The following is a 19,142-nucleotide window of genomic DNA, read 5'->3' on the forward strand; positions in this document are numbered from 1 at the left end:
GAGTTGAGGAGGAGGCGGCGTCAGCCCTTGACCGCGCCGAGCATCACGCCCGAGACGAAGTAGCGCTGGACGAAGGGGTACACGCAGAGGATCGGCAGGGCGGTGAGGACGATGGTCACCGACTGGATGTTCGCGGCGACCTGGCTGAGCTGCTCGGTGCCCGCGCCCGCGTTGCCGCCGCCCGTGGCGCCCTGGATGAGGTTGCGGAGGTAGACGGTGACCGGCATCAGATCGGTTCGGTCCATGTACAGGAACGCGCTGAACCAGGAGTTCCAGAAGGACACCGAGTAGAAGAGCACCATGGTCGCCACGACCGCCTTGGACAGCGGCAGCACGATCCTGAACAGGGTGCCGTAGGTGCTCAGGCCGTCGATCTGCGCGGCCTCCTCCAGCTCGGTCGGCAGATTCTCGAAGAAGGCCTTCATCACCAGGAGGTTGAAGACGCTGATCGCGTTCGGCAGGGCGATCGCCCAGACACTGTTCTTCAGGCCGAGGCTGGTGACCAGGATGTAGTTCGGGATCAGGCCGCCGGTGAAGAACATGGTGAACACGGCGACCCCGACGAGCACGCCCCGGCCCTTGAGGTTCTTCTTCGACAGCACATAGGCGTAACACGTCGTCAGCACCATGGCCACGGCCGTCGCGACGACCGTGTACAGCACGGTGTTGCCGTAGTTCCGCCAGAACATCTCGTCCTGGAACACGATCTTGTACGTGGTGAGGTTGAACCCCTTGGGCAGCAGCGTCACCTCACCGGCCCGGATCTGCCGCTCCCCGCTGAAGGACCGCGCGAGGATGTTGGTGAAGGGATAGAGCGTCACCAGCACGACCAGGGTGAGGACCACCCCGTTGACGCCCTGGAAGACCCGGTAGGAGCGACTCGGCTTCACCACAGGCTCGTCCCCACTGTGCGACGCGAGAGCTGGTTGGCGGACGTGATGAGGACCAGGCCGATGATCGCCTCGAAGAGCCCGATGGCCGCGGCGTAACTGAAGCTGTTGGACTCCACCCCGGACCGGTAGACGTACGTCGAGATCACGTCGGCGGTCGGATACGTCAGCGGGTTGTACAGCAGCAGCACCTTCTCGAAGCCGACCACCATGAACGTGCCGATGTTGAGGATCAGCAGCGTGACCATGGTGGGCCGGATGCCGGGCAGGGTGACGTGCCAGATCTGCTGCCAGCGGTTGGCACCGTCGATGCGCGCCGCCTCGTACAGGTCCTCGTCGATCGTGGTGAGCGCGGCGAGGTAGAGGATCGTGCCCCAGCCGGCGGTCTGCCAGATCTCCGAGCCGACGTAGATGGTGCGGAACCACTCGGGCTCCTGGATGAAGCGGACCGGTTCGTGCCCCAGCCAGCCGAGGACGTGGTTGACGGGGCCGTCACTGGCCAGCATCTGCATCGTGATGCCCGCGACGATCACGATCGACAGGAAGTGCGGAAGGTACGACACCGACTGCACGAACCGCTTCAGGGAACGCCGGCGCACCTCGTTGAGCAGCAGCGCCAGCACGATCGGCACCGGGAAGCAGAACAGCAGGGTGAGCCCGCCGATCCACAGCGTGTTGCGGAACACCTGCCAGAAGGTGGGGTCGCTGAGGAACATCTCCACATAGCGCAGCCCCACCCAGTCCTCGCCGAAGATCGACCCTCCGGGCTCGAAGCGGCGGAAGGCGATCACGTTGCCGATCATCGGCAGATAGCGGAAGACCAGGAAGAACAGCAGCGGCAGGACCGCCAGTGAGTACAACTGCCAGTCACGGCGCAGCGCCCGCCGCCAGCCGGTGCGGGCGGGTGCCCGTCCACGGCGGCGGGGTGCGGCTCTGGCCGGAGGCGAGTCCTCGGTGCCCGGCGGGGCCGATGTGGTGGACGTGCTCATTGCTCGGGCCTCCCATGGGCAAGGGACGCGGAACCGAAACTTTCGAGCTCTTACCGGTAACTTCGCGGCAACCTAAGGGCAGCAGAAAGCGCTGTCAATGGGTGCTGCGGCAGTCAGGTGGGGCGTCCGTGTCGCGTTGGAATCGCGTCGAAGGTGGGTAGACCCCGGAGATCTACCGCCCGTTGTCCGTCGCAAGTTTCTGGATGCCCACCGACTCCTGCGAGGTGCCGCCGTGCCCGCGTTCGACCTGCCGCTGACGGAACTGCAGCGCCACCGCCCGGACTTGGCGGAGCCCGCCGACTTCGACGCGTTCTGGCTGAGCACGTTGAAGGAGGCCGGGCAGACCGATCCCCTGGTGTCGGTGCGGCCGGTGGAGACGGGGCTACGGCTGACCCGGACCTGGGACGTGACGTTCCGGGGTTTCGCGGGCGACCCGGTGCGGGCGTGGTTCAGCCGACCCGCCGGGGTCGACGAACCCCTGCCCGCCGTGGTCGAGTTCGCCGGGTACGGGCGCGGGCGCGGGCTTCCGCATGAGCGCCTGACGTGGGTGAACGCCGGGTACGCGCATCTGCTCATGGACAACCGCGGCCAGGGCGACCAGTACGGCTGCGGTGGCGACACCCCCGATCCGCACGCCGGGGCGCCGGGCGGGCCCGGGCCTGCCGTGCGCGGGCTGCTCACCCCCGAGGACTACCACTACCGACGCCTGATCACCGACGCCGTGCGGGCGGTCTCGGCGGTGCGGGCGCTGCCCGGCGTGGATGCCGGGCGGACCGTCGCGGCCGGCAACAGCCAGGGCGGCGGGGTGGCGTTGGCCGTCGCGGGACTCGTCCCCGATCTGGCGGCGCTGCTGGTCACCGCTCCCCTGCTGTGCGGCATCCGACGGGCCCTGGACCTCACGGACGCGGGGCCGTACGGGGAGATCGCCGCGTATCTGTCCGTCCACCGGGGCGCCGAGCGAGAGGCGTACCGCACGCTGTCGTACATGGAGGGCGTCTCCTTCGCCCGCCGGGCCTCGGCCGCCGCCCACTTCGGCGTGGGGTTGCGGGACACGGTCTGTCCGCCGAGTGGGGCGTACGGGGCCTTCAATGTCTACGGGGAGTCGGCGGGGGCGGACCCGGTGAAGGAGATCCACGCCTATCCGTTCAACGGGCACGAGGGTGGGGACGCGGTGCATGTACGGCGCCAACTGACCTGGGTGGCCGGGGTGCTCGGGGATGGTGCTTCGTAGGGCGCGGCTCGGGTCATAGCTGTGGGCGACCGGCCGGTGCCGTGTCCGCCGCAGCATGTGAACCACCATCGGGACCCCGGCCACGGGAACGCCGTGACCGGGGCCTCAGGATCAGTTGCCTCGGAGGGTGCCGACCGCCGCTAGTTCCGGTAGCGGAACACGATCCGGCCGCGCGTCAGGTCGTACGGCGGGAGTTCCACCAGCACCCGGTCCTCCAGCATGATTTTGATGTAGTTCTTGCGGATCTTCCCGCTGATGTGCGCGAGCACCCGATGGCCGTTCTCGAGTTCCACGGTGAACATGGCGCTGCGCAGGCACTCGACGACCTTGCCCTCGACTTCGATGACGTTCTTGTTCCTCGTCATCGCACCAGCTCCAGGTTGCTGCTCATCGGCCGGGCGCCGATGCCCTCGAACAGCGCCGAGGCCGCCCGGTTGGACTCGTCGACCTCGGTCCACGCCTCGGCGCATCCGGAGCGGTGCAGCGTCCCCAACGCGTGGGCCAGCAGCGCCCGCGCGATGCCGCGGCGCTGCTCTCCGGCCCGGACCGCGAGCAGCCCGATGCGGGGCCGGATCACCCTGACCACCCGGATCAGCCCCAGGTAGCGGTCCGCCGCCGCGGCCACCGCGTACATCGCCGGGTCGACGATGGTGTCGCCCTCGGGGCGGGCCATGACCTCAGCGGGCATCGACTGCCACCCGACACTCGCCTCGACTTCGTCACGGATCGCGCGGTCGACGGCCCGCAGCAGACGCTCGTCCGCCCGACCGGCCGGCACGATCGTCACGCCCGGAGGCGGCAGGACCGCTTCGAGCCCCGTGACGCGCGGGTCGGTCGGTACGGCGTACTCCCACTCGCGGCGCCGGACCGTGAACCCGGCCCGCCGCCAGCCGGCCGTCAGCTCGGCGTCGGCTTCGTCGACCACCGTGTACAGCGGCGCCGGCAGTTCCACCGACATCGCCTCGGCGAGCCGGTCGAAGGTGGCGTCATGCCAGGCGTCGATACTGACGAACAGGCGTCCGTCGGGCCGGTGTTGCGCATGCCCACGACCGACCACCAGATCGTCTTCCAGCGCATGCCATTGCCTGTCCGCGACGCGTGTGATCATCACCGCGTCCCCGCCCAGGCCGGCTGCGAAAGGCTTTGTGTCCATCGGCTTCTCCTCCCAGGAGTGCCTCGATCTCAGGCGCTCCTGGCGACACCGAATGTCAGCCGCCGGACCGTGACGGGTTGAGGGAGCACCCACGGGTAACTGTGTTCACGGGGCTCACCTCCCTACGACGACTTCACGGTCCACCACGAACGTAGCAACGGGGCGTCGCCTCGTTCCAATGATTTCCGCTGTCCTCGGCTGTGTGGCCCGTGTTTCCATGCGGGAGTGAACACCAAGAGCCCCGGGGTGACTGTCGAGAGTGTGCGCCCTCGGGTCCGGCCGAGGACCGATGGCGATGTCGAGGAGTGCGTACGGGTCCTCGCGGCGGTCCACGCGGGCGACGGCTATCCGGTCAACTGGCCCGATCAGCCCGGCGAGTGGCTGTCCGGCGGTCCGTTGCTGGGCTCCTGGGTCGCCGGACTCGAAGGCGGTCTGGTCGGGCATGTGAGTCTGTCGCGAGGCGGCGAAGACGATCTGGCGCCGGGGCTGTGGAGTGAGCGGAACGGGGCGACGCGGAGCATGACCGCCGTGGTCAGCAGGCTGTTCGTTGCCCCGCAGGCGAGGGGGCATGGGATCGGAGCGCTGCTGATCGGCCGGGCAGTGGAGGAGGCGCGGCATCGTGGCCTGCATCCGGTGCTCGACGTCGTCGCCTCCGACACCGCGGCGACGGCCCTGTACGAGCGGCTGGGCTGGGAGCTGATGGCCACGGTCGAGCAGCGGTGGAGTCCGGACCAGACGGTGGCCGTCCGCTGTTACGCGGCGCCCTTGTGACGTGGCCGGTCGTAGGGCGTTGGTAGCCTCGGCGGCATGGCTGCGGCAGGCGCGACGTGAGACATCCGAGCATCCAGCAGTTGCAGCTGTTTCTGCTCCTCGCCGAGGAGTTGCACTTCGGTCGGGCGGCGCGGCGGGCGTTCATGGCGCAGCCGACGTTCTCGCGGCACATCACCGTTCTGGAGGAGCGGTTGGGTGTCGCCGTGGTGGATCGGACGACGCGCAGGGTCGCTCTGAGCGCGGCGGGTGAGGCGCTCGTGGGGCGGGCCCGGGCCGTGGTGGAGGCGGCCGAGGAGCTGCGCCGCGAGGCGGAGAAGCAGGCCAACGCGGCCTCCGGCCGGATCGTGATCGGCTCGCTGGAGGCGATCACCGCGATGGACCCCGTCCCGGCCGTCCTGGAGGAACTGCGGGAGAACGTCCCGCAGGTGGAGGTCGACGTCGTACGCATGGGCTTCGACGCAGGACCGGCGATCCTGCGGGGCGAGGTCGACGCGGCGTTCCTGTTTCTGCCCGTGCCCGACGGCGTCCAGACGCTGGCCCTGTCCGGCGGGCCGCGCTGTGTGGCGATGGCCGACGGTCATCCGCTCGCCGCCCGGGACGCGCTGACCCTCGCGGACCTCGCCGACGAGCCCCGCATCGGCTGGTCGGAGCAGGTCCCGAAGGTGTTCCGGGACTTCTGGTCCGCCGACCCGCGACCGGACGGCACCCCCGTGCTGCGCACCGCGCACGCCATCGTCGACTACGAGAGCGCCCTGCCGCTGATCGCCATGGGGCAGGGCATCCAGTTGCCGCCGGACGCGACCCGCTGGCTCTACCCGCGCCGCGGAGTGTCGTACGTCGACGTCACCGACCTCCCACCCTGGACGGCCGCGCTGGGCTGGCTCCCGGGACGACGGGACGAGCCGCTCGTCGCCGCGCTGCGGCAGGCGGCACAGCGTGTTCTGCGCCGGGGCTAGGTGCGCTGTCCGGACAGGTTGGTGACGCGGCCGGCCGGGAGCATCCGGCCCCAGCCGCGCTCGACCGACTGGCGACATCGGTCAGGTTCGTCTCCTGCGCTGGTGAACAGTGCGGTCAGCATGGGCACTCCGTGAGCGAGCGCCTGGTGCGGCAGGGGTCCTGTGGCGACAAGTGAGGCGAGGCCGTGGCCGACGAGCCAGCTTTGTGTCGCCAGCTCCAGCGGGTCGACCTCGTCGCGGAAGCGACTGCTGGTCTTGGCCCGGTCGATGGCGCGAACGAGGCGGTGCAGTGTTTCGTCCGCGGCGCCGGTGTCTTCGAGGTCGAAGCCCGCGTCGAACATGACGCGGTAGAGATCGGGGTTCTCCATGGCATTGGCCAGGTAGGCGGCGCCCAGGGCGGCGAGGTCTCGTACCGGGTCCGCGGACATCTTGACGGCCGCGAGTCGGGCGGCCAGGCGTGTGAAGCCTTCCTGCCGCAACGCTTTCCACAGGCCGTCCATGCCGCCGAAGTAGGTGTAGACGGCCATCGTTGACACGCCGGTTCCGGCGACCAGGGTGCGGAGTGTGACCGGTTGCCTCGTCCGCAGCATCTGTGCGGCCCGGTCGAGCAGCAGAGAGCGGACCGCTGGATCCTTCGTCCTCGCCATGGCCCCACAATACATAGCATCGCTATACTTTCATGGGTGCTGATCCTGCTGCTCTCGACGCCACGAGGAAGAGGCCGTTCATGTCCGTGACGCTGGTCAATCCCGAGGGGTTGCCGAAGCCCGAGGTCTACCGGCAGTTGTCGGTCGCCACCGGATCGAAGCTGGTGTTCCTTGCGGGGCAGGTCGCCCGTGATGCCGACGGCCGCCCCGTGGGCGAGGGAGATTTCGCCGCCCAGGTCGAGCAGTGCTATCTCAACATCGCCACCGCGCTGGCCGGGATCGGTGGCTCCTTCGATGACGTGGCGAAGCTGACCGTCTACGTCGTCGACTGGAGTCCCGAGAAGATGCCGCTGCTGGGTGAGGGCGTGGGCCGGGCCGCAGCGAAGCTGGGCATCGATCCGGTCAAGCCGATCACCCTGCTGGGCGTTGCGGCGCTGGGGGAACCCGACCTTCTGGTCGAGGTCGAAGCCACCGCGGTCATCGAATAGCCGTATCACCGCGAGCAGGGGGACCGTGGGGCCGGAGCCGCTGCTGCCGTGAGCAGCAATCGGTGCGGCCGGTGACGGGAGCTGCCCGAACACCTCGGCCCCTGGACGACCGTCCACAAGCGCCACTTGCCGAGATCGGCCGACGGCGGCCACTCGCCATGACGAGCAGCGGCGATCAACGAGTGGCTGTGATCAGCACCTCCACAGGGAGTCCTACGCGACCCTGACCACGTACTTGCCCTGGACGCCGCCCGCCTCCAGCGCCCGATGGGCCGCCGCGGTCTCCTCCAGAGGGAAGACCGTGTCCACCGCGGGGCTCAGCTTGCCCTCGACCACATGGCGGGCGAGGTCGTCGAAGTGCGCCCGCTTGGGGTCGCCGCTGAAGAAGCGCACCCGGCCGTGTCCGTGCACCGTGCTGGCGGCGAGGTAGCCGAGCGACGCGGCGGGCCGTTTCAGGTCGAAGGCGATGGTGACCATGCGTCCGCCGGGATTCAGCAGGCCGCGGTAGGCCCGTAGTTCGGTCCCCGCGGTGTCCAGCACCACGTCGAAGCGGTCCAGTTCCCCAGGCCGCGCGATCCGGTGGTCGACGGCCTGGTGCGCGCCGAGCCCGCGGACGAAGTCGAGGTTGGCCGCACGGGCGAGGGCCGTGACCTCGGCGCCGTACGCCCGTCCGAGCTGGACGGCGGCATTGCCGACGCCGCCCGCCGCGCCCCGGACGAGGAGTCGTTCCCCGGGGCGCAGCCCGGCTTTGTCCCGCAGGGCGGTGACGGCCGTGGTGGCCACCGGCAGCGCGGCCGCGTCCACCAGATCCAGTCCGTCGGGGACCCGGCCGATCCGCTCGGCAGGCACGGTCACGTACTCGGCGGCGCTGCCGAACCCGGAGGTGCGGCCCAGGACCCCCCATACGCGGTCGCCATCCGCAAGCCGTGTGACTCCGGCACCCGATGCGGCGACCTCGCCGGTGAAGTCCAAGCCGACACGCTGGGGGAATTTCCGGCCGGTCACGAGGCGGACGCGGCCGGCACGGGCTGCCAGTTCCCCGCCGTTGACACTGAAGGCGTGCACCTTCACCAGCACCTCGCCGGCGGCCGGCTCGGGGCGTGGCACGCGGCCCAGGTACAGCACATCGGGGCCGCCGTAGCGGTCGTAGAGCACTGCCTTCATCATGCGGTCGTTCATCGTTCTGCCTTTGCCGCCGGTGGTCGTGGAGGGAACTGACACCGACGGTAGGCTCCTAATCGGACGCGATCGTCCGTTTGGACCTAAGCGAGAGGCAGTGATGGTGGAATCCTCTCGGATCGCAGCCGAGGACGGGCTGCGGGCCGACGCCCGGCGCAACCGGGAGCGCGTCCTCGCCGCCGCCCGTGCGGTCTTCGCGGAACACGGCATCGACGCCCCGATGGCGACCGTGGCGCGTCGGGCCGGAGTCGGCGTGGCGACGCTGTACCGGCATTTCCCGACCCGCGACGCCCTGGTGCGGGGCGCGTTCGCGCAGCAGATGGACACCTGCGTGCGGGCGCTCACCGAGGCTCTGGCCGCTCCTGACCCGTGGCAGGGATTCCAGCAGCTGATCGAGACGGTCTGCGCACTGCAACGGGAGGAACGCGGGTTCCCTGCCGCGTTCGTCGCGGCCTTCCCGGACAGCACGTCGGAGCACGCGCGGTCCCGGCGACGAGCCGAGCGGGACTTCACCACCCTGGTACGCAGGGCTCAGGCGTCGGGCGCTCTGCGGGCCGATTTTCACCCTTCCGACCTCGCCGTGGTCCTGTTGGCACACTGCGGTCTGGTGACCGCCCTGCCGGGCGACGGTGCGGCCTCCCGGCGCCTGGTGGCCTACCTGCTCCAGTCGTTCCGCGCCGACACGGCCGACGAGCCACTGCCTCCACCGACCGCGCTGACACTGCGCAGTCTCCCGATCGCGGCTGTCAGCCCCCAGCGGCAGCGGACCCCCAGAGCCTGACCGACACGGCACGTGCGGCAACCGTTTACAACCGCGCCCCTCGGCGCTAACTTCCGCAACAAGCGGGGTGGGAGCGCTCCCATTACGGTGGACCGGAACCCGCCCTGAAGTCGCCCCCACCCCGCGCATCCCCACACACGCATCCGCGAACCCGTATCCCAAGGAACGGATGATGCTGTCATGATCCTGACAAAAGAGCCCGGCAGGCTCCCGATGCGCCGATTAACGCTCCCCACCCGGGCCAAGTCCCTCTTCCTCGTCATGCTCTCCCTGCTCGTCACGGTCCCGGCCCTCGGTCTGGTCATGACGTCCGGTGGTGAGGCGGAGGCCCACGGCACGCCCATGAAGCCCGGCAGCCGTACCTTCCTGTGCTGGCAGGACGGTCTGACCGACACCGGCGAGATCAAGCCGGTCAACCCGGCCTGCCGGTCCGCCCAGCAGACCAGCGGCACCACGCCGTTCTACAACTGGTTCTCGGTGCTCCGCTCCGACGGCGCCGGCCGCACCCGGGGCTTCGTGCCGGACGGCGAGCTGTGCAGCGGCGGCAACACCAACTTCACCGGGTTCAACACCCCCAGCAAGGACTGGCCGCTCACCCATCTCACCTCGGGCGCGACGGTCGACTTCTCGTACAACGCCTGGGCGGCGCACCCGGGTTGGTTCTACGTCTACATCACCAAGGACGGCTTCGACCCGGCCAAGACGCTCACCTGGAACGACATGGAGGAACGGCCGTTCCTGAGCGTCGACCACCCGCCGCTGAACGGCTCCCCGGGCACGGTCGAGGCCAACTACTCCTGGACCGGCAAGCTCCCCGCCAACAAGTCGGGCCGCCACATCGTCTACATGGTCTGGCAGCGCTCCGACAGTCAGGAGACCTTCTACTCCTGCTCCGACATCGTCTTCGACGGCGGCAACGGCGAGGTGACCGGCATCAAGGAGCCGGGCAACCCCTCCGAGCCGGTGCCCGGCACCTGCACGGCCACCCGCAAGACGACCGGCAGCTGGAACGGCGGCTACCAGTCCGAGGTGACCGTCACCAACACCGGCACCGTCCCGATGCTCGGCTGGATGGTCGACTGGAACCTCCCGGCGGGCCACAAGATCGAGAGTTTGTGGAGCGGCAACGCGACCTACAACGGCCAGTCGGTGATGGTCCACAACGCCGGCTGGAACGGCTCCCTGGCTCCGGGCAAGAGCACGACCTTCGGCTATACCGCCACCGCTCCGGGCGGTGACAGTACGACGAGCCTGCCCTGCCGGGTGGGCTGAACCGGCGCTTCGCAAGACGGGCCCGGTGACCGGTGGAACCTCGGTCGCCGGGCTCGTTGCTGCCGGGTGACCGCACCCGCCCGGGTCAGAGGCCGTCCGCCGTGGCCAGGACACGGTGCAGGGCGGCCTCGGCCGGTGGGCCCCACGTCGCCTTGCCGCCGAGGCGGCCATGGACCCCGGCGTCCCCGATGATCATGCAGACGAGGGCCCGCGCGACGGCCCAGCCCCGGGCGCGGCGCCAGGTCGCGGGGTCGGCGGCCGGGCGGTAGAGATCGAAGAAGCGGTCGGCGGCGCCGTCCGGCAGCAGGTTCCAGGCGGCGGCGAGATCGCAGGCGGGGTCACCGGCGCAGAGATCGCCGAAGTCGATCACACCGCAGAAGGTGCCGTCGGCGGTGAGCACGTTGGCCGCGTGCAGGTCGGCGTGGATCCACACCGCCGGGCCCGTCCAGTCGGGCGCCGCGACGGCGTCGTCCAGGATCGCGCGGACCGCCTCCGGGTTCGCGACCAGGCCCAGCTCCGTGGCCGTGGCGAGTTGGTGGGCGAACCCCTCGGCGTGCTCGGACAACGGCCCGCCTCGGCTCCGGCCCACGGGTGCGCCCTCGGGGGCGGGGCGGTGCAGCGCCGTCAGGAAGGCGGCCAGGGCCTCGGCCGACTCCGCGGCACGGGTGGCGGGGGCGCGGTCGGCGGGGGCGCCCTGCACCCAGGTGGTGACGATCCAGGTGTGCGGAAAACGGTCGGAGGGCTCACCGAGGCGCTGCGGGACCGGAATCTCCAGGGGCAGACTCGGGGCGAGTTCGGGGAGCCAGGTGTGCTCCTTGCGCAGCAGCGCGTCCACGGGCCCCGTCGCCCAGGGCAGCCGCACGGCCAGGTCGTCACCGAGACGCCAGAGCTGGTTGTCCCAGCCGCGCGCACCGAGCCGCAGGGGGCGATCGGCCAGGTCGGGGTGCTGGTCGCGCAGCAACTCCCGGATCAGTTCCGGCGTGATCTCGATCTCGGTGTGGGTCATGCGGCGCAACGCTAGCCGGGCGGGAGCACGAAGGGGTACGAGTGGCCGGAAAACGCCGCGCGCCCGGACCGGCCATGCCGTATGCCCCATATGTCGCTGATATCCAGGTGTGCGATTCTGTTGTGTGGGTGCCCTGCCGCTCATGCGCGGCGTGGATCCGCCGTGTCGTCGTCGCCTGAGTTCCGGGGACTCCGAGTTCCGGGGACTCCCACCTGCCGGTGGCCGGCGGCACGGACGGGAGGTGGATGCGGAGATGCCCCATTACGGCGATGCCCGGGCCGCGGTCCCCGGTCTTCGGGCGCCGGGGAACGGGGGCACCGGTCCGCCTCGCCCCGCGCCGGAGCCGGCCGCGCGGGAGCGGGTCCTGGCGTTCGCCGGGGTGGCACTGGCGGCGGTGTACGTACGGAGCGAGGACGGCACGGAACTCCGCTCCGTGGAGTCGGCCGGCGCCGAGCCGGAGCGGTACGGGTTGCAGGGCTGTGTGCCGGTCGCGGAGGCGTCAGCCACCCCGGGACCTTCCGGGTCGCCCCCGCCCTCCCCCGGAGTCCCGCCCGCAGCCGAGGACGGAACCGGAAACGGAAACGGAAACGGAACGGGAAGCCTAACCGCGACCGGAAGCGGAGCCGAGGACGGCGGGCCGACCATCGCCAAGGCCTTCCGGAGCGGGCGGGCGTTGTGGCTCGGGAGCGCGGTGTCCGCCGGTCCGGAGGAAGGCGGAGCCTCCGCCGCCCCGCTCGGGGCGTTGCCGCTGGGCGCCGCCGGTGGGTGGCTGGGGTGTCTGCTGCTGGTGGGAGAGGCCGGGGAGGGCTTCGGGCCCGAGCAGCGGGAGTTCCTGGAGCGGTACGCCGAGGCGGTCGCCGGGCGGCTCCGGGGCGAGGCCGACCGGTGCGCCCCCTCCCCCGTGCTGGATCCGGCGCTGCGCGCCATGGGCGTCGGTTCCTTCGCCCTGGCTCCGGGCACCGGCCTGGTCGAGACGGACGAGGCCCTGCTCGAACTCGTCGGCATCCCCGAGAACGGCTTCGACGGCAAGACCGACACCCTGCTCTCGGCCTGCGTCCCGGAGGACGTCCCCGCCCTGATGTCGGTGATCGAACCGTCCGCGCAGACCCCGGGCCGCCGGGAACTGGAGTTCCGGATCCGCCGGCCCACCGGTGAACTGTGCTGGCTGCGCCTGAACTGCCGGGTGCGGAAGGGCCCTGACGGCGCTCCGGAGCGCGTGCTCGGCGTGGTGACCGCCGCCCCCGTGCTGCGCCGGTCCGCCAGCGACGTCGCCCGGATCCAGTGGCTGACGGCCGCGCTCGACGACGCCGTGACGGTCCGGGACGTCGGCCGTGTGGTCGTCGCCGCGCTGCGCGAGCCGCTGGACGCGGACCGGGTGGCGCTCGCCGAGCTGCTGGAGGACCGGCTGGCGGTCACCGTCCTCGATCCGCCGAGTGCCGGCGCCTGGCCGGACCTGTGGCGTGCCGAGTGGCGCTCGGAGTGGCCCGACGCGCCGGTCTCCGCCCTGCCCACGCTCCAGGCGGCGCTGCGGGACGGCCGTATGAGCCTGTGGCCGGCCGGGGCCGCGCTGGAACCCGGGCTGGAGGGGATCGGCCCCGGCGGGCTGGCGGTCCTGCCGCTGCCGGCCAAGAGCAGGGTGACCGGGGTGTGCCTGGTCGGCTGGGACGCGCCGCACGAGTTCGCCCCCGAGGAGCGGGCCCTGCTGACGGCGACCGCGGGGCTGGTGGGGCAGGCCCTGAAACGCGCGCACGCCTATGACGCCGAGCAGGAGCTGGCGACGATGCTGCAGCGCAGCCTGCTGCCGCGCCGGCTGCCCCGGCTGCCCGGGGGCACCGCCGTGGCCCGCTATCTGCCCGCCCGGCGCGGGCTCCAGGTGGGCGGCGACTGGTACGACGTGATCGCGCTGTCGGAGGGGAAGGTCGCCCTGGTCATCGGTGATGTGCAGGGGCACAGCGCCGGGGCCGCGACGATCATGGGCCAGATGCGGACCGCGGTCCGGGCCTACGCCGTGGAGGGCCATCCTCCGGACGTGGTCGTCGGGCACGCCAACCGGCTGCTCGTCGGCATGGAGACCGACCTCTTCGCCACCTGCTGCTATGTCGAACTGGACATGGAGGAGGGCAACGCGCTGTTCGTGCGGGCCGGGCATCTGTCCCCGCTGGTGCGTCTGCCCGACGGCGGCACCGAGGAGATCGCGGTGGAGGGCGGACTGCCGCTGGGCGTCCTCGCGGACGCGGAGTTCCCGCTGACGGCGCTGGCCCTGGCCCCGGGCTCGGTGCTCGCGCTGGTGACGGACGGTCTGGTCGAGTCGACCGATCTGCAGGTGGACGAGGGCATGCGGCTCGTGCGCGAGGCCCTCGCCGCGGCCGACCCCTCCGACCCGGGGCGGATGGCCGACGAGCTGCTGGGCGACGCCGGCCGCCGGGAGGACGACGTGGCGGTGCTGCTGCTGCGCTACGACGGGATGCGGGTGCGCCCGGTGCGGGCGGGCTGGGTGGTGTGGCGGCTGCCGGACGCGGTCATGCACGCCCGCCGGTTCAGCGCGCGCACGCTGCGCTCGTGGGACATCGTGGCCGAGGCCGACACCGTGCTGCTGGTGGTGTCGGAACTGGTCACCAACGCGCTGGTGCACACGCAGGGCGCGGTCCGGGTGGATCTGACGCTGGCCGCGGACCGGCTGCGGGTGACGGTGAGCGACTCCTCGCCGCGCGCGCCCGCCAAGCCGGTGGTGGTGGACTGGGAGTCGACGGGCGGCCGCGGGCTCTTCCTGGTCGAGGCGATGTCGACGGGCTGGGGTTCGGTGCCGGTCGGCGGCGGCAAGCAGGTGTGGAGCGAGATCGTCGTGTCCCGGCCGGGGCCGGAGGACGAGGAACCGGAACCCGAGCGGGGACCGGAACCGCCGCGGGCCGAGCCGGAGCGGGTGCCGGAGCCGGGCCGGACCTGGGACCGCGGCTGGAGCCTGGTCCGCGACCGGAGCTGGGGCATGGGCCGGGGCCGCGACCGGAACAAGGGCCGCGACCGGACTCCCGACCCACCCCTGGGCCGCCGGTTCCTCGGCCGGAACAGGGACCGGGACCGGACTCCGGACTCCCCCTCGGGCGACCGAGACCGTGGCCGAAGCAGGGACCGGGACTGGAACCCCGCCCCCGGCCGAACCGCCGGCCGGAGCCGATCGCGGCCCGACGAAGGAGGACCGCCGTGAGAGGGCGCAGCTGGCGTGTGTTCGTCGCTCTGATGGCCGGTGTCCTGGCCACCTCCCTGGTCGGCTGTACCGAGAGCGGAGAGGAGGGCGACGACAGCCTGACCCTCGGTCTGCTGCTGCCGAGCCGTGCGGTGCCCCGATGGGAGCAGTCCGACAAGCCCCTGATCGAGAAGCGGGTGAAGGAGCTGTGCCCCGAGTGCTCGGTGGTGTACGCCAACGCAGAGAACGACGCGGCGAGCCAGCGGCAGCAGATGAACTCCATGATCACCAGGGGTGTCTCGGCCCTGATCCTGGACGTCGTGGATCCCAAGGCCCTGCGTTCCTCGGTCCGGGCGGCGGACCGCGAGGGCATCCCCGTGGTCGCCTACGACCGGCTCGCCGAGGGCCCGATCTCGGGTTTCGTCAGTTTCAACGGCGGCCAGGTCGGCCGGCTCCAGGGCCAGGACCTGCTCAAGGGCATGGGGGCCAGGGCCGACGGCGGCGGCGTCGTCATGATGAACGGCGACCCCTCCAGCCCCAACGCCGCCTGGTACGAGGGCGGGTCCCGGTCCGTTCTCAAGGACAAGGTGCGGATCCTCAAGTCGTACAACACCCTGGGGTGGCGCACGGAGAACGCGAACGACCACATGTCCGCCGCGATCAGCGACCTCGGCCCGAACCAGATCGACGGCGTGCTGGCGGCCAACGACTCCATCGCCGCCGGTGTCATCGCGGCGCTCAAGAGCGCCCGTATCTCGCCGCTGCCCCCGGTCACCGGCCAGGACGCCGATCTCGACGCGGTGCGGCGCATCGTCGAGGGCGAGCAGTACATGACCGTCTACAAGCCCTTCCGGCTGGAGACCGAGGCGGCCGCCGCGATGGCCGTCGCCCTGGCGCGCGACAACGACCTCGACGCCCTCGTCACACGGAGCGTGGACAGCCCGACCACGAAGAACATCCCGGCGGTGCTGCTCACTCCGATCGCCGTGACGGCCGAGACGATCGGGCGGACGCTCGTCCGGGACGGCGTCTACACGATCGACCAGATCTGCACCCCGAAGCTCCGGCCGGCCTGTGACCGGATCGGGCTCACCCGGTGAGGGACGTGATTCCCCGTGGCCCATCCCCCTGTTCTGGCGTTGCGCGGCATCTCCAAGCGGTTCGGCGGCGTGCAGGCGCTCGTGGACGTCGACCTTCAGGTCCGGGCCGGTGAGGTCGTGGCCCTGGCGGGCGACAACGGCGCCGGCAAGTCCACGCTGATCAAGGTGATCTCCGGGGTCAGCCCCGCCGACCGGGGCATCGTCGAGTGGGAGGGGCGGCTCGTGCAGATCAAACGCCCGCACGACGCCCACGCCCTGGGCATCGCGACCGTCTACCAGGACCTCGCCATGTGCGACAACCTGGACGTCGTAGGCAATCTCTTCCTCGGCCGGGAGATCGACCGGGTCGGTGTCCTCGACGAGGTGGAGATGGAGCGCCGCTCCCGTGACCTGATGCGCGCCCTGTCGATCCGGATCCCCGATGTGCGGGTGCCGGTCGCGGCGCTGTCCGCCGGTCAGCGCCAGGCCGTCGCGATCTCCCGCTCGCTCATGGGCGCGCCCAAGGTGCTGCTGCTGGACGAGCCCACCGCCGCCCTGGGCGTGGAGCAGACCAGCCATCTGCTCGACCTCATCGAGGAGGTGCGCGACCGCGGGATGGCGATCATCCTGATCAGTCACAACATGGGCGACATCAAGGCCGTCGCGGACCGGGTGGCCGTGCTGCGGCTGGGGCGCAACAACGGTCTGTTCGACGTGAGCACGGTGACGCAGGAGCAGATCATCTCCTCGGTCACCGGGGCGGCGGACAACGCGGTGGCGCATCGCTCGAAGGGCGACGAGGAGGCCTGGCCGTGAGCCGGGGCGGGCCGCACCGGGACGGCGGACCGGGCAGCGCCGGTCCCCTGGCGCCCGACCGCGGGCCGCGCACCCGGGGCTGGTCCGGCAATCTGCGCGAGTACGCCCTGGAGGTGCGCGGCAGTGTGCGCGACAGCGAGCGCGGGCCGCTGCTGGTCATCGCCGGGCTGATCGTGATCTGGTGCGTCTTCCAGGGTCTGGACGACAAGTTCCTCTCGCCGCGCAACCTGTCCAACCTCGGCGTGGGCATCGTGGGGACCGGTCTGGTCGCCGTCGGCATCGTGTTCGTGCTGCTGATCCGGGAGATCGATCTGTCGGTCGGCTCGGTCAGCGGCCTGGCGGGCGCCTCGTTCGCCGTGCTGAACGTGAACCACGGGATGCCGGAGTGGCTCGCGGTGATCGTGGCGGTCGCGGTGGGCATGGCCGTGGGCGCCTTCCACGGGTTCTTCTTCGCCTCGCTCGGCGTGCCCGCGTTCGTCGTGACGCTGGCGGGCCTGCTGATCTGGAACGGCCTGACGCTCTACCTGCTGGGCGCGAGCGGCACGATCAACATCGACGAGGAGGGGCTGGTCGCCTCCCTGACCAGCCGCCACTTCGAGGACGACGCGGCGGCCTACACGGTGGCGGCGCTCGGCACGGCCGGGTACTTCCTGGCCGCCCGGCGCAAGCGCGCCCGGCATCTGGCCGCCGGGATGCCGCACCAGCCGACGGGTGATGTCTGGCTGCGCACCGGTCTGCTCGCGGCGGTCGCCTTCGCCGCCGCCTACACCCTCAACCGGTTCCAGGGGCTGCCGCTCGCGCTGCTGATCTTCCTGGTGGTGCTGGTCGTCTCGGACTACGTGCTGCGCCGCACCCGCTACGGGCGGCGGGTGTACGCGCTCGGCGGCGGGGTCGAGGCGGCGCGGCGGGCCGGTATCGGGGTGGAGCGGGTGCGGGTCGCGATGTTCATGGTGTCGGGAACGCTGGCCGCGTTCGGCGGGCTGTTCGTGGCCTCGGAGCTGACCTCGGCGAGCCCCACGACGGCCCGGGCCGCCGGTTCCGGGATGCTGCTGATCAACGCGATCGCGGCGGCCGTCATCGGCGGTACGAGTCTGTTCGGCGGGCGCGGCTCGCCCTGGTCGGTGCTGCTCGGGGTGCTGGTCATCCAGTCGATCGCCTCGGGGATGGGGCTGCTGGGGGTCGAGGACGCCGTGCAGTTCATGATCACCGGTGGGGTGCTGCTGGCCGCGGTGGCGGCCGACGCGCTCTCCAGACGCGGGGAGCCACGCCGGGACCGTCCGTGAATCATTCTTTCTTTTCCCTACGCCTAAGAAAGAGAAAGGTGGGTAAGGGCCGAAATGTCATGAAACGCAGCCGCCTCGCCCGGATGGCCCTGGCAGCCACGGCCGTCCTCGGCCTGGTCCTCGCCGGATGCGGTGACACCGACCCGCCCGGCGGCGAGCAGGCCGACCTCAAGGTGCTCGCGATGGACGTGCCCCAGGTGCAGACGCTCAAGAAGCTCACCAAGGAGCACTTCACCGCGGAGACGGGCATCACGGTCGACTACACCCTGCTGCCGGAGAACGAGGCGCGGGAGCGGATGAACCGCGAGTTCGCGACCCAGGGCGGTACCTACGACGTGGCGAGCGTCAGCGCGTACGAGGTGCCGATCTACTCGGACAACGGCTGGCTCGCCCCGCTGGACTCCTATGTGCGGGCGGACGAGGACTTCGACCAGGACGATGTCTTCCCCAACCTGGTGGCGTCGCTGACGGGGAAGGACGGCAAGATCTACGCCGAGCCCTTCTACGGCGAGGGCTCCTTCCTGATGTACCGCAAGGACCTCTTCCGCAAGGAAGGGCTGGTCATGCCGCCGAACCCGACCTGGAAGCAGGTCGCCGACCTCGCCGCCGAGGTCGACGGCGTGGACGGCACCAGCGGCATCTGTCTGCGCGGGCTGCCCGGCTGGGGCCAGAACCTCGCCCCGATCAACACGGTCGTCAACACCTTCGGCGGGTCCTGGTACGACATGGACTGGAACGCGCGCCTGAACTCCCCCGAGTTCAAGAAGGCCGTCGAGTTCTACGTCGATCTGCTCCGCTCGCACGGCCAGCCCGGCGCCGACCGGATGGGCGTGCTGGAGATCCTGGACAGCTTCGTCGAGGGCAAGTGCGCCATGATGTACGACGCCACGTCGCTGGCCTCGTCGGTGGAGGCCGACGGTTCCTCGGTCAAGGGCAAGGTGGGTTATGTCCCGGCCCCGCACGACAGGACCGACAAGGCCGGCTGGCTGTGGACCTGGGCGTGGGGCATACAGAAGGCCTCCGACGACAAGGACGCCGCGTGGGAGTTCATCTCCTGGGCCTCGTCCAAGGAGTACCAGGAGCAGGTCGGCCAGGAGATGGGCTGGACCGCGGCGCCCGCCGGCAACCGCAAGTCGCTCTACGCCAATCCCGAGTACCAGCAGGCGGCCGGCGCCTGGTACCGGCAGGAATACACGGCGGCGACGGACTCCGCCGACCCGAAGAGCCCCGGCGTGGGCCCCCGCCCCTACACCGGCATCGGCTTCCTGGGCATCCCGGAGTTCGCCGTGCTCGGCACGGCGGTCTCCCAGCAGATCGCCGCCGCCATCGCCGGTCAGCAGTCGGTGGACACGGCCCTGGACAAGGCCCAGGACCTCGCCCAGGCCGCGGCGGCGAAGTACCGGGGCGAGTGAGCCGACAG

At 71.0% G+C, this 19,142-nt stretch carries 18 protein-coding genes and 1 pseudogene; 11 read left to right on the forward strand and 8 right to left on the reverse strand.

Annotated elements, in window-relative coordinates; translation table 11 throughout:
- Nucleotides 1–20: 20 nt before the first annotated feature.
- Both NNW99_RS07700 and NNW99_RS07705 read right to left on the reverse strand, forming a co-directional pair.
- Nucleotides 21–893: a carbohydrate ABC transporter permease gene (locus NNW99_RS07700; protein ID WP_215117957.1), complete on the reverse strand. Its 873-nt coding sequence runs from the start codon at nt 891–893 to the stop codon at nt 21–23.
- Entirely contained in the window at nt 887–1,879 is a 993-nt protein-coding gene (locus NNW99_RS07705) for a sugar ABC transporter permease (RefSeq protein WP_215117958.1), read from the reverse strand. Before NNW99_RS07705 ends, NNW99_RS07700 begins: the two co-directional genes overlap by 7 nt.
- A 232-nt stretch (nt 1,880–2,111) precedes the next feature.
- Here NNW99_RS07705 and NNW99_RS07710 point away from each other — a divergent pair, with 232 nt between their 5' ends.
- On the forward strand, nt 2,112–3,110 hold the full coding sequence (locus NNW99_RS07710) for an acetylxylan esterase (RefSeq protein WP_215117959.1): 999 nt from the start codon (nt 2,112–2,114) through the stop codon (nt 3,108–3,110).
- 140 nt (nt 3,111–3,250) lie between these two features.
- Here the strand turns inward: NNW99_RS07710 and infA are convergent, their stop codons facing one another.
- Entirely contained in the window at nt 3,251–3,475 is a 225-nt protein-coding gene (gene infA, locus NNW99_RS07715) for a translation initiation factor IF-1 (protein ID WP_123099872.1), read from the reverse strand.
- The gene (locus tag NNW99_RS07720) at nt 3,472–4,263 is read right to left on the reverse strand and encodes an N-acetyltransferase (RefSeq protein ID WP_215117960.1); all 792 of its coding nucleotides are present in this window, start codon (nt 4,261–4,263) and stop codon (nt 3,472–3,474) included. The genes infA and NNW99_RS07720 overlap by 4 nt, the downstream gene beginning before the upstream one ends.
- Before the next feature lie 261 nt (nt 4,264–4,524).
- Between NNW99_RS07720 and NNW99_RS07725 the strand changes: the two genes are divergently transcribed.
- Nucleotides 4,525–5,034 carry a GNAT family N-acetyltransferase gene (locus NNW99_RS07725; protein WP_251058080.1) on the forward strand — a complete coding sequence of 170 codons (510 nt, stop codon included), beginning with the start codon at nt 4,525–4,527 and terminating at the stop codon, nt 5,032–5,034.
- A 56-nt stretch (nt 5,035–5,090) separates the two neighbouring features.
- Entirely contained in the window at nt 5,091–5,990 is a 900-nt protein-coding gene (locus NNW99_RS07730) for a LysR family transcriptional regulator (protein WP_215117962.1), read from the forward strand.
- Here NNW99_RS07730 and NNW99_RS07735 read toward each other — a convergent pair.
- Nucleotides 5,987–6,637: a TetR/AcrR family transcriptional regulator gene (locus tag NNW99_RS07735; RefSeq protein WP_215117963.1), complete on the reverse strand. Its 651-nt coding sequence runs from the start codon at nt 6,635–6,637 to the stop codon at nt 5,987–5,989. The genes NNW99_RS07730 and NNW99_RS07735 overlap by 4 nt on opposite strands.
- Nucleotides 6,638–6,717: 80 nt before the next feature.
- Between NNW99_RS07735 and NNW99_RS07740 the strand changes: the two genes are divergently transcribed.
- Nucleotides 6,718–7,125, forward strand: coding sequence for a RidA family protein (locus NNW99_RS07740; RefSeq protein ID WP_099284266.1), 408 nt, complete (start codon nt 6,718–6,720; stop codon nt 7,123–7,125).
- Between the two features lie 213 nt (nt 7,126–7,338).
- Here the strand turns inward: NNW99_RS07740 and NNW99_RS07745 are convergent, their stop codons facing one another.
- On the reverse strand, nt 7,339–8,304 hold the full coding sequence (locus NNW99_RS07745) for an NAD(P)-dependent alcohol dehydrogenase (protein ID WP_215117964.1): 966 nt from the start codon (nt 8,302–8,304) through the stop codon (nt 7,339–7,341).
- A 100-nt stretch (nt 8,305–8,404) separates the two neighbouring features.
- Between NNW99_RS07745 and NNW99_RS07750 the strand changes: the two genes are divergently transcribed.
- Nucleotides 8,405–9,085, forward strand: coding sequence for a TetR/AcrR family transcriptional regulator (locus NNW99_RS07750; protein WP_215117965.1), 681 nt, complete (start codon nt 8,405–8,407; stop codon nt 9,083–9,085).
- A gap of 180 nt (nt 9,086–9,265) precedes the next feature.
- Nucleotides 9,266–10,357: a lytic polysaccharide monooxygenase gene (locus NNW99_RS07755; protein ID WP_370869119.1), complete on the forward strand. Its 1,092-nt coding sequence runs from the start codon at nt 9,266–9,268 to the stop codon at nt 10,355–10,357.
- 85 nt (nt 10,358–10,442) lie between these two features.
- Here the strand turns inward: NNW99_RS07755 and NNW99_RS07760 are convergent, their stop codons facing one another.
- On the reverse strand, nt 10,443–11,363 hold the full coding sequence (locus NNW99_RS07760) for an aminoglycoside phosphotransferase family protein (protein ID WP_215117966.1): 921 nt from the start codon (nt 11,361–11,363) through the stop codon (nt 10,443–10,445).
- A 261-nt stretch (nt 11,364–11,624) separates the two neighbouring features.
- Nucleotides 11,625–11,870 carry a hypothetical protein gene (locus NNW99_RS07765; RefSeq protein WP_215124620.1) on the reverse strand — a complete coding sequence of 82 codons (246 nt, stop codon included), beginning with the start codon at nt 11,868–11,870 and terminating at the stop codon, nt 11,625–11,627.
- On the opposite strand from NNW99_RS07765, the pseudogene NNW99_RS07770 reads away from it, so the two are divergent.
- The 5 genes and pseudogenes from NNW99_RS07770 to NNW99_RS07790 form a co-directional block, all read left to right on the forward strand.
- Nucleotides 11,845–14,223 (forward strand): annotated as a pseudogene (locus NNW99_RS07770) (SpoIIE family protein phosphatase); the annotation flags it as partial. The gene NNW99_RS07765 and the pseudogene NNW99_RS07770 overlap by 26 nt on opposite strands.
- 338 nt (nt 14,224–14,561) lie before the next feature.
- The gene (locus NNW99_RS07775) at nt 14,562–15,644 is read left to right on the forward strand and encodes a substrate-binding domain-containing protein (RefSeq protein WP_251057738.1); all 1,083 of its coding nucleotides are present in this window, start codon (nt 14,562–14,564) and stop codon (nt 15,642–15,644) included.
- A 15-nt stretch (nt 15,645–15,659) separates the two neighbouring features.
- Nucleotides 15,660–16,439: an ATP-binding cassette domain-containing protein gene (locus tag NNW99_RS07780; protein ID WP_215117967.1), complete on the forward strand. Its 780-nt coding sequence runs from the start codon at nt 15,660–15,662 to the stop codon at nt 16,437–16,439.
- The gene (locus NNW99_RS07785; protein WP_370869120.1) at nt 16,436–17,722 is read left to right on the forward strand and encodes a sugar ABC transporter permease; all 1,287 of its coding nucleotides are present in this window, start codon (nt 16,436–16,438) and stop codon (nt 17,720–17,722) included. The genes NNW99_RS07780 and NNW99_RS07785 overlap by 4 nt, the downstream gene beginning before the upstream one ends.
- Before the next feature lie 59 nt (nt 17,723–17,781).
- Nucleotides 17,782–19,134, forward strand: coding sequence for an ABC transporter substrate-binding protein (locus NNW99_RS07790; protein WP_215117968.1), 1,353 nt, complete (start codon nt 17,782–17,784; stop codon nt 19,132–19,134).
- The last annotated feature ends 8 nt before the right edge of the window (nt 19,135–19,142 follow it).

Origin of the sequence: Streptomyces sp. CRCS-T-1 (assembly GCF_024442335.1) — a bacterium.
In the GTDB taxonomy this organism is placed as follows: Bacteria; Actinomycetota; Actinomycetes; order Streptomycetales; family Streptomycetaceae; genus Streptomyces; species Streptomyces koelreuteriae.